This is a genomic window from Archangium sp. (genome assembly GCF_045802675.1).
Lineage (GTDB): Bacteria > Myxococcota > Myxococcia > Myxococcales > Myxococcaceae > Archangium.
Map to the genome: position 1 here is coordinate 145,059 of NZ_JBJMQO010000150.1, position 9,247 is coordinate 154,305.

Below are 9,247 nucleotides of genomic sequence, written 5' to 3' on the forward strand. Positions count from 1 at the left end.
CCGAGAAGGGGGTAGCCACATGGCCTTCAATAAGGGCTATTCCTACCGCGAGCAGCTGGGCGCCCGGGCGAGGGGACAGAGCACGCACTCCTATCTGGTCGCCGCCTACCGGCACTCCTCGAGCGCGGTGTGGTGGGAGCGGCTCGCCCGGGGCGAGGTCCTGTTGGATGAGCGCCCCGCGACGGGCGAGGAGCTTCTGAGAGCCGGCCAGTGGCTCGTCTGGAACCGGCCTCCCTGGGAGGAGAAGGAGACGCCGCGCGACTACTCGCTCGTGCATGAGGACGAGGCGATCCTGGCGGTCATCAAGCCGGGCGGCCTGCCCACGGTGCCGGGCGGAGGCTTCCTCGAGAACACCCTGCTCCACCTCGTGCGCGAGCGCTTCCCGGAGGCGAGCCCCCTGCATCGGCTGGGACGCGGCACCTCGGGCCTCGTGCTCTTCGCGCGCACGCACGACGCGGCGGCGAGACTCTCCCGCGCCTGGCGTGAGCACGAGGTGGAGAAGCGCTACCGGGCCCTCTCGAGCCATGTGGCCACCCAGGAGTCCTACGACATCACCGCGCCCATCGGCGAGGCGGTGTATCCGGGCATGGGCATGGTCCCCATGGCGGCTCCAGGCGGGAAGGTGTCCCGGAGCCTGGCGCGCGTGCTCCAGCGGCGCGCGGCGAGCACCCTCTTCGAGGTGGACATCCAGACGGGCCGCTCGCAGCAGATCCGCATCCACCTGGCCTTCATCGGGCATCCCCTCGTGGGAGATCCCGTCTACGCCGTGGGAGGCGTGCCGCGCGCCGAGCATCCGGGACTGCTCGGGGACATCGGCTACCTGCTGCACGCGGAGCGGCTGTGCTTCGCGCATCCGCTCACGGGCAGGCGCGTGGAGCTGCACGCCTCCATCCCGCGCGAGCTCCAGGTGCAGTAGTCCGAAGCGGACGCGGACGCCTCGGAGCCCTGGCTCTCGTGTCTGCCACCGGAGTGGACGAATCCTCCCCTCAGCGCCCCTGGAAGACGGGGGCTCTGCGCGCCGCCGCGGCCGCGAGCCCCTCTCCCAGGTCCTCGCTCCCGTAGCTCTCCGCCTGGAAGCGCGCCTCTTCCTCCAGGGCCCGCTGGAGGGCGGCCCGGTCCGGTGCCAGCCTGCGCTTGAGCGCGCGGGTGGCCAGCGGGGCATTCGCCGCCACCTGGGCCGCGAGCTTCCGGGCGCGTGCGAGCACCTCGGGCCCTGGCGTCGCCTCGAGCGCCAGCCCCAACCGCACCGCCTCACGCCCATCGAAGCGGCGGCCCGTGAGGAGCAGCTCCGCGCCCCGCTGCGCGCCCGCCCTCCACGGCACGAAGTACGTCGCCCCCATGCCCGGGTGCAGTCCCAGTTGAACGAAGTTGAGCGCGAGCTTCGCGTCCTCGGCGACGACGCACAGGTCGCACGCGAGCGCCACGCACAGCCCGGCGCCAATCGCCGCGCCCTCCACCGCGGCCACCGTGGGCACCGGCAGCTCCAGCACGCTGAGGTAGCGCGCATAGAAGTCGAGCATGAAGGTGCGCGCCTCCTCCGCGGACACCCGGCGCAGCCGCTCAAGCATCTGGAGGTCTCCCCCCGCGGAGAACGCTCCGCCCGCCCCGGCGAGGACGACCGCCCTCACGTCGGAGCGTTGCTGGAGCTCGGCTACCCGGCCACGCAGCGCCTCCCCGAGCTCGGGCGTCATCGCGTTGCGGCGGGCGGCATCATTCAGCGTGAGGGTGGCGACGGCCCCCTCCACTTCGAGCAGGACGGCTGTGGACGGAGTGGACATGGGGCCCTTCTACCTCATCTCGCGGCGGGCCCCCGTGCGGTGACGGGTGGAGTGCCACGGGGTCTTCACTCCGGGCGTGAGAGCGTGATGCGCCGGCCTTCCTCCGCGCTGCGCAGCGCCGCTTCGATCACCTGGATGACCTGGCCCGCGCTCTCCGCCGTCACCGGCACCGGACCCTCGCCCGCGATGGCCTCGGCCAGCTGGCGGTAGAAGCACTCATAGGCACCCGGGAGCGGGGAAACGCTCGCGCTCCCACCGAGAGGGACGTAGCGCTCCGAGGGCTCTTTGCCCCAACCGGACATGCCCGGCCGAAGCCCCGCCTTGAGTTGCTCTTCCTGCGGATCGAGTCCGTATTTGAGGCAGCCGGCCGTCTCGCCTTGCAGCACGAAGCGCGGCCAGGGCTCGTGCACCACCGAGCCCGAGTGGAGGATGACGCGCAGCTCGCCATGGCGCAGCACCAGGTGGAACCAGTCGATGGCCTTCGCCTCGGGCCGCTGCCGGCCAACGTCCGCGGTGAGCGACTCGGGCATGCCAAAGAGTTGCACGGCCTGGTCGATCAGGTGCGCACCGAGGTCCCACAGCGTGCCGCCACCGGGGACGTCCTCCTCCTTCCAGCGCCGCTTCACCTGGGGCCGGTAGCGATCGAAGTGGCTCTCGAAGCTGTAGAGCCGGCCCGCCCTCCCCTGCTCCAACCACTGGCGTACGGTGAGGAAGTCGCCGTCCCAGCGCCGGTTGTGAAAGACAGTCAGACACCGTCCGCGCTCGCGCGCCAGGGCGTCCAACCGAAAGGCCTCGGCCGAGCTCAGGGTGAAGGGCTTCTCGACGACCACGTGCTTTCCGGCCAGCAGCGCCCGCTCGGCCAGTGACGCATGCGAGTCATTGGGCGTGGCGATGACCACCAGTTCCAGCGCCGGGTCATCCAGCAGCGCGTCCTGGGAGAGCACGCGCACGCCCGGCCAGTCACGCGTCACATCCCCGGCGCGGCGGGTGGCGACCGCCGCCAGGGTGAAGGCCGGCTCCGCGGCGAGCAGAGGCGCGTGGAAGGTGGCCCCGGACAGGCCATAGCCGAGCAAGCCCACGCGGATGGGCGCTCGAGCGGAATCCTCGGAGCTGCTCCGGCTCTGGCTCATGGGCGAATCAATCCATCCTTGCCGGGGCGGCGCATGCGGGAGATGGCGTCGACCATGGGACGCATGCTTCCTTGGCCCCGGGCTTCTGGCAAACCGCCTCGCAGTCCCCTCTCCTGCTCCTGAACAGTAGGATGCGGGCATGGACGCGAAATCGATTCTGAAGGCACTCCATCCCTGGCGGGACTCACACAAGCGCACCGCCTGGCTTCCCAAGGTGAAGAGCGGTCCCGGACCCGCCGCCGGGTCCCGGTTCGGAGGGCTGCCGTGGCTCCCGAGCGGCGAGAGCCACCCGGCGTGTGAGAACTGCGACCGGCCGCTCCGGCTCCTGCTCCAGCTGGACCTGCAATCGCTTCCCGAGCCAGCGCGTCAGCACCTCGGACGGGGGCTGCTGCAGGTGTTCTACTGCGAGCGCGAGGACTGCGAGCAGGAGTGCGACGGGTGGTCACCCTTCAGCGAGGCGCATCGGGTCCAGGTCGTCGACGCGGCCGATGGAGCCCTGGCGGCGCCGGCCGGGAATCCGTTTCCGCCCAAGGAGATTTCCGGCTGGAAGCAGGCCGACGACTACCCCTCCACCGCCGAGCACGATGAGCTCGGGCTCGACTTCGAATACGACTTCGACGCGAACACGGTCCGGGTCCGCTGTCCGGAGGTCGGGCTCGACTCCCCGCCGGTCGGCATCCACGACCTCGAGGCGGAAACCGTCGCCAACGCGTCGATGGGGGACAAGCTCCTGGGTTGGCCGCACTGGATTCAGGGCGTGGAGTATCCGGAGTGCCCCAAGTGCAAGGCACGGATGGAGTACGTGTTCCAGATTGATTCCGAGGACAACCTCCCCCTCATGTGGGGCGACATGGGCACCGCCCACGTCACCCGCTGCCCCACCCACCGCGAGGTCCTCGCCCTGGGTTGGGCCTGCGGCTGACCACGAGCCCTGGCCCCGCTCAAGACAGCAGGAGCGCGGGCAACTCCGCCACGGATTGGAGCATGAATCTCGGTTCCGGCAGATGCGCGGGCAAAGGCAAACGCTTCGGGTTGATCCAGCAGAAATCCAGGCCCGCGTTCAAGGAGCCCAGATAATCGCTGGTGAGGGAATCGCCGACCATGAGGGTATGGGCGGGGGCGATCTCCAGCTGGGTGAGCGCGATCTTGAAAATCTCCTTCTGGGGCTTCGAGATGGCCACTTCCTCGGAGACCACGAAGGACTTGAACCAATTGCCCAGGGCGAGGTGTTGGTACTTCGCCTGCTGGATATGGGTCAGGCCATTGGTGACGATGCCCAATTTGTACCGGCGCCCGAGCAGGGAGAGCGCCTCCGCGATCCCCGGAAACCAGCTCGCGGTGGTGCCGAGCTGGTGCTCATAGAAGGCGGCTACCGGCTCCGCCTCGAGGCTGGCGCCCAGGGCCTCCGAGAGGAGCTGGAACCGCTTCAACCGGAGTTGGCCCACGGGCAGCTGCGTGCTCTCCACGGCCTTCCATAGCGATTGATTGATCTCATGGAAGCTGCGGGTGAAGGTGTCCACCTGCGAGAAGGCCCGGTAGAAGTTCTCATAGACCAGCGCCAGCGCCGATTTCTCCGAGGCCTTGAAGTCAATCAAGGTGTCGTCGAGGTCGAAGAGGATGCCCTCGTAGGGAAGCCGCTGCTTGGAGGTGGGATGCATTTCCCGCGTTCTAGGTCAGGAGGGCTTCAGCGGCAACGAGCCGGGGATGTTGGTTGATGGACGGACAAACCCTCGACGGGGGTGCACCATCCCGCAATCCAATCGTCCTCCGGTATTTCCGGACAGATGGGCGAAGGCCGTACTGGCACGATCGACGCACAACCACTCGGTGGGAGCGCGAACGTCATGAGCCAGTCCATCCGGAAGCGCAACAACGTGCAGGTGCTCGGCGAGGGCCGCGACACCCTCATCTTCGCCCACGGCTTCGGCTCCGAGCAGAGCGTCTGGCGGCACCAGGTGGCGGCGTTCAAGGACCGCTACCGCATCATCCTCTTCGACCACGTGGGGTGCGGCGGGTCCGACCTCAACGCCTACAGCCCGCATCGCTACAGCGGCGTGCACGCCTACGCGGAGGACCTGCTGGAGCTGTGTGAGGAGTTGAAGCTCTCCGACACCATCTTCGTGGGCCACTCCTTCAGTGGAATGGTCGGCGTGCTGGCGGCCCTGGTGGAGCCGCGGCGCTTCCGCCAGCTCGTCTGCGTCAAGTCGACGCCCCGCCTGCTGGACGACCCGGAGTCGGGCTACGTGGGCGGCTTCACCCGGGCGGAGCTCGACGCGTTCTTCAGCGCCATGTCCTCCAGCTACTCCGCGTGGGCGAGTGGCTTCGCGCCCCTGGCCATGGGCAACCCCGAGCGGCCCGAGCTGGGCCAGGAATTCGCCCGCACGCTGTCCTCCATGCGGCCGGACATCGCCCAGGCCCTCGCGCGGATGACCTTCCAGTACGACCACCGGCTGGATCTGCCGCGCGTGAAGGTGCCCACGCTCATCATCCACTCCGGAGAGGACCTGGCCGTCCCCAACCAGGTGGGCGAGTACATGGCCCGGCGCATCCCCCTGGCGAGGATGACCACCATCACCGCGCGCGGGCACCTGCCCCACCTGAGCGCGCCCGAGGCGGTGAATCGGGCCATCGCCAGCTACCTCTCCGCCTCCGCATGAACCGCTGGCCGTCCGTCGCGCGCTGAAAGGGGGCATTCATGCCGGAGCCGCGTCAGGGGTCTCTTCCCACTTCGGGAGCTTCAAGGGAGGACAGGCCCCGCTCCTTCTGGCGGGACGCGCGTGTGGCCTTCGCGCTCGTCTTCCGCTCGCCGCTCGCCTTCTTCCTCTTCGCGAGCCTGACCTTCGTGACGGCGCTCCTCGTGCTGGAAGAGACCGGCCTCCAGGGCCTGGCCTACCTGCACTCGCGCCGCGCGCAGCTCTGGCACATGCTCATCGCCCTCGCGCCCACGGCCTGGCTCACCTCTCTCGTCCTCATGCTCGGTGATTTCGAGAGCTACCGCTCGGCCTGGCCTCCCACGCGCAGGGGACGGATGGCGGTCCTGCTCTGCCTCGGCCCCCTGGTGTTCCTGCTAGCCCTCCCCCTCCTGGCCCAGCTCGTCATCCAGCGCGAGGACCCGCGCCTGAGCACCCTCCTCGCGCCCCTGGTCTCGGGTTTCGCCGCGAGGCTGATCGGCATGTCCGTCCTGGGAGTGTCGGTCGCGGCGCTACAAGCTTCCGCCCTGGTGGGCATCCACCTTCAGTTCCTGGGCCGCCTGCCGAAGTACCAGCAACTCGCGGAGCACCCCGGCCCGGAGAGCCTGGATGAAGACGTGCGGTGGTATCTGCTCCATCAGGCCCAGATGAGACGCTTCCTGCGCGCCGCCGCCACCGTGCTCGGCATCTCCATGCTGGGCGTGGGCGCGCTGCGCAACGTCCTCAACGAGGTCCTTCCCGCTTCCGCCGAGCCGTTCCCGATAGAGCCCGTCATGAGCTACGGCCTCTACTACACCGGGCTCATCGCCAGCCTCTACGTGCCGGCCCACCGGACGCAGAAGCAGGTGGGCCAGGCACTCGCGGAGCGGCTCGTCTGGCAGACCCTCGGAGCGCACCCGACCTGGAAGCAGCGGCTCGAGGAGCAGCAGGCCATCCGCGACCATCTGGGCCTGCGAGACTCCGCGATCCAGGAGCTCCAGCAGGGCCTCGCCGTGCTCGCGCCCTTCCTCGCGAGCCTCTCCTCCCTGGCGCTCGGCGCGGGCGGGTAGCGAGCACCCACCTTCAGCCCCCCGGCGAGCCAGAGGACAGGGCTGCAAGCGGGGGAGCGCTCCTGGCTCGGGGCTCCATGCGGAGATTATGCGTAGCCGTGACTCGGCGAAGGAGCGCGGAGATGAAGCGACCAGCAAGTGAGCGGGTCACCCTCGTGGAGGTGCTCGAGCTGACCGGATCCTTCGAGGCATTCGCAGCCGTCGTCCAGGCCGCGGCGCGACGCCTGGAGGCCGAGGGGGTGAGCGGGCTCGTGGGAGCGCAGTTCTACGTCACGCCCGGTTCCTCCGAGATCGGAGCGATCATCACGTTCGCCGACCCCAGCCAGGTCATGGACCATGTCCGCATGATCACGGGCTGGCCGGAGTTCAAGGAGCTCCTCGGCTGCGTGAAGCCCCTGGACGTGCGGGTCTACGGGCGGCTCGGCGAGGAAGCGCTCGCCTGGCTGCGGACGATGAACGTGGTGAGCAAGACCTTCGAGAACCATGTGGCGGGCTTCGTGCGCTGAGGACGAGGCGTGGGGGGCGCTACTACGCCTCCCTCGTCTGCGCCGCGAGCTGTGGAAGCTGGCGGTGAAGGACCTCAGCCCAAGCATCCAGGCGATTCGCAATCGACTCGACGCGGGGAGTCTTGCCGCCGAGCCGCACCTGCCATTTCGTATGGGAACCCCAGGACATGGAGTCGACCGTTCCACCCCACGTGGAGGCGAGCGCCTCGCTGTAACGGCGCCCGAAGTCCTCCGTGCTTCCCATGCCGGCCTCGCTCGTCCACACCTGCCCGTCGCGCTGGATGATGCCGAGGTTCACGATCCTGCCGTCGGGGGCTTCCCACCGGAGCGCCCTCGCGCGTCTCGCCGTACCCGTCGAAGTTGTACCGGTGCCAGAAGGGGCCGTTGGGCGTCTCCACTTTCAGTTGCGCGTCCACCACCGGCAGTGTTTGCACGATGGCCGGGTCACACTTCCCCTGCGTCGCTGAAAGACATACGCGCCCCTCCCCCGCCGATTCCGACAAGGGAGTACACCGGCCGGGGGACTCGCAATTCACCTTCCAGGGCGGTTGCAAGTCATTGTCGCGACATGCCGCTGGCCGCACGCGGGTCAGCGTGCTGGCGAAAGCAAGCCCAACACAGGCATGAACCAGAACACCTGATGCACCAGCACGATGATCCAGAACACCACCTGAAACGAGACCTTGCGGGTCTTGTGGCGGAAGACCTGCTGGGCGATCAGTGCCCCCGGCCAGCCGCCCAGCAGCTCGAACAAATGCAGCTGCGCCTCCGGCGTGCGCCAGGCGCCCCGTAGGGCGCTCCGTTTGTCCTGCCAATAGAGAAAGTAGGTCAGCAGGCTGGCCACGACGTACGCCAGTAGCGGCCACGGCAGGTGCGCCTTGATGAGAACACCGATACTGCCCAGGGCCGGCAGCATGCAAAGGGCCAGGAAGACGGTCAGCCCACCCGCATCGGGCCGGATGAAGCCGAAGCCCTTGTCATCGTTCCAGCGGCTGATCTTGCCCCGGCCTTCCATTCGAGCCCCCTGTTTTGCCCGTTCGGGCGCGAATTCTCCTCGCGGCAGGCGCCACCGTACCAAAGAAAAAGGCTCGGCCGGAGCCACGCCTGCCTCCGACCGGCACCGTCAGGCGGCGTTCTCCTGACGACAGGCTCGCGCATGGGGGCCTCCGCGCGGGCCCCACTCCACGGATGATGTCCGCTCGTCGCGACACTTTCCGAGGAGGAGTCGATGGACTTCCTAGAAACGCTGGGGTTCGGGCCCGCGGGCCTGAGCGCGGGTATCGTCTTTGGAGCCGTGGGCTGGTTCGTCATGCGCTGCGTGCTCACCGGCTTCTTCACCGTGGACCAGAGCGAGCGCGCGGTGAAGGTGCGCTTCGGCCGCGCGGCCCGGCTCGCTGGCGAGCCCACGACGAAGAAGGGCCCCGTCAGCGAGGGACTCGCCCGCACCGACGAGGACCGCTACGTCTATCCCCAGCTCGAGGTCATCCATCCGGGCGGCCCCTACTTCAAGTGGCCCTGGGAGCGGGTGGTCAAGGTCTCCGTGGCCACCCAGACGCTCAACATGGCCTATGACCCCGAGTCCCCCACCGCCAACGAGGGCGGCACGGTGCTCGAGGCCGTCACCAAGGACCAGCTCAACACCGGGCTCACCGGGCAGATCCGCTACCGCGTCTCCGAGCAGAACCTCTATGCCTACCTCTTCGCGGTGAAGAACCCCATCGCTCACGTGATGGGCTACTTCATCTCCATCCTGCGCGAGCGCATCGCCAGCTTCGAGGCGCCGCCTCCGCCCGCCGTCGAGGGCACCCTGGAGGCCGTCGAGGCGTCGATCGTCTCCGGCGTCTCCATCAACGACCTGCGCAAGAACCTGCGCGACCTCAACGAGCACATGGATCGCGAGTGCCGCGGCAGCCTGTCGCGCTACGGCATCGTCCTGGATGCCTCGCTCATCACCGGCATTGATCCACCCCACGAGGTGGAGTCGGCGCTCGCCGCCATCAACACCGCGCACAACCACGTCTCCTCCGACATCAGCCTCGCGCAGGCAGCGGCGGACCAGAAGATCGTCCAGTCGCGCCGGGCCGTGGAGATCGA

General features: G+C 68.6%; 11 protein-coding genes. 6 read left to right on the forward strand and 5 right to left on the reverse strand.

The genetic code is table 11. The features are described from left to right. Positions 1-19 precede the first annotated feature (19 nt). Positions 20-916: an RluA family pseudouridine synthase gene (locus ACJ8AN_RS42255; RefSeq protein ID WP_407761325.1), complete on the forward strand. Its 897-nt coding sequence runs from the start codon at positions 20-22 to the stop codon at positions 914-916. A gap of 70 nt (positions 917-986) precedes the next feature. On the opposite strand, the gene ACJ8AN_RS42260 is transcribed toward ACJ8AN_RS42255, so the two are convergent. Both ACJ8AN_RS42260 and ACJ8AN_RS42265 read right to left on the reverse strand, forming a co-directional pair. Then, positions 987-1,778 (reverse strand): enoyl-CoA hydratase/isomerase family protein, encoded by a 792-nt coding sequence (locus tag ACJ8AN_RS42260; protein ID WP_407761326.1) that lies wholly within the window; start codon positions 1,776-1,778, stop codon positions 987-989. A 65-nt stretch (positions 1,779-1,843) separates the two neighbouring features. Then, on the reverse strand, positions 1,844-2,908 hold the full coding sequence (locus ACJ8AN_RS42265; RefSeq protein WP_407761327.1) for an oxidoreductase: 1,065 nt from the start codon (positions 2,906-2,908) through the stop codon (positions 1,844-1,846). A 139-nt stretch (positions 2,909-3,047) separates the two neighbouring features. Between ACJ8AN_RS42265 and ACJ8AN_RS42270 the strand changes: the two genes are divergently transcribed. Next, positions 3,048-3,830 carry a DUF1963 domain-containing protein gene (locus ACJ8AN_RS42270; RefSeq protein WP_407761328.1) on the forward strand — a complete coding sequence of 261 codons (783 nt, stop codon included), beginning with the start codon at positions 3,048-3,050 and terminating at the stop codon, positions 3,828-3,830. 19 nt (positions 3,831-3,849) lie between these two features. Here ACJ8AN_RS42270 and ACJ8AN_RS42275 read toward each other — a convergent pair whose 3' ends face one another. Beyond that, on the reverse strand, positions 3,850-4,566 hold the full coding sequence (locus ACJ8AN_RS42275; RefSeq protein ID WP_407761329.1) for a YjjG family noncanonical pyrimidine nucleotidase: 717 nt from the start codon (positions 4,564-4,566) through the stop codon (positions 3,850-3,852). Positions 4,567-4,752: 186 nt separating this feature from the next. On the opposite strand from ACJ8AN_RS42275, the gene ACJ8AN_RS42280 reads away from it, so the two are divergent. From ACJ8AN_RS42280 to ACJ8AN_RS42290, 3 genes are all read left to right on the forward strand, one after another. After that, positions 4,753-5,565, forward strand: a complete 813-nt coding sequence (locus ACJ8AN_RS42280; protein WP_407761330.1) for an alpha/beta fold hydrolase — start codon at positions 4,753-4,755, stop codon at positions 5,563-5,565. Positions 5,566-5,687: 122 nt separating this feature from the next. After that, positions 5,688-6,647 carry a hypothetical protein gene (locus ACJ8AN_RS42285; protein WP_407761331.1) on the forward strand — a complete coding sequence of 320 codons (960 nt, stop codon included), beginning with the start codon at positions 5,688-5,690 and terminating at the stop codon, positions 6,645-6,647. Between the two features lie 122 nt (positions 6,648-6,769). After that, positions 6,770-7,153 (forward strand): hypothetical protein, encoded by a 384-nt coding sequence (locus ACJ8AN_RS42290; protein ID WP_407761332.1) that lies wholly within the window; start codon positions 6,770-6,772, stop codon positions 7,151-7,153. A gap of 22 nt (positions 7,154-7,175) precedes the next feature. On the opposite strand, the gene ACJ8AN_RS42295 is transcribed toward ACJ8AN_RS42290, so the two are convergent. Next, a complete protein-coding gene (locus ACJ8AN_RS42295) occupies positions 7,176-7,451 on the reverse strand; it encodes a hypothetical protein (RefSeq protein WP_407761333.1) in 276 nt (91 codons plus the stop codon). 291 nt (positions 7,452-7,742) lie between these two features. Next, entirely contained in the window at positions 7,743-8,255 is a 513-nt protein-coding gene (locus ACJ8AN_RS42300; protein WP_407761334.1) for a DUF1294 domain-containing protein, read from the reverse strand. 126 nt (positions 8,256-8,381) lie between these two features. Here ACJ8AN_RS42300 and ACJ8AN_RS42305 point away from each other — a divergent pair. Then, positions 8,382-9,247, forward strand: an 866-nt coding sequence (locus ACJ8AN_RS42305) for an SPFH domain-containing protein (RefSeq protein ID WP_407761335.1), incomplete at its 3' end; no start/stop codon positions are given.

Bases quoted from the DNA above. Each gene is read 5' to 3' on its own strand.
- ACJ8AN_RS42255 (WP_407761325.1), top strand. From the start codon at position 20: ATGGCCTTCAATAAGGGCTATTCCTACCGCGAGCAGCTGGGCGCCCGG.
- ACJ8AN_RS42260 (WP_407761326.1), bottom strand. From the start codon at position 1,778: ATGTCCACTCCGTCCACAGCCGTCCTGCTCGAAGTGGAGGGGGCCGTC.
- ACJ8AN_RS42265 (WP_407761327.1), bottom strand. From the start codon at position 2,908: ATGAGCCAGAGCCGGAGCAGCTCCGAGGATTCCGCTCGAGCGCCCATC.
- ACJ8AN_RS42270 (WP_407761328.1), top strand. From the start codon at position 3,048: ATGGACGCGAAATCGATTCTGAAGGCACTCCATCCCTGGCGGGACTCA.
- ACJ8AN_RS42275 (WP_407761329.1), bottom strand. From the start codon at position 4,566: ATGCATCCCACCTCCAAGCAGCGGCTTCCCTACGAGGGCATCCTCTTC.
- ACJ8AN_RS42280 (WP_407761330.1), top strand. From the start codon at position 4,753: ATGAGCCAGTCCATCCGGAAGCGCAACAACGTGCAGGTGCTCGGCGAG.
- ACJ8AN_RS42290 (WP_407761332.1), top strand. From the start codon at position 6,770: ATGAAGCGACCAGCAAGTGAGCGGGTCACCCTCGTGGAGGTGCTCGAG.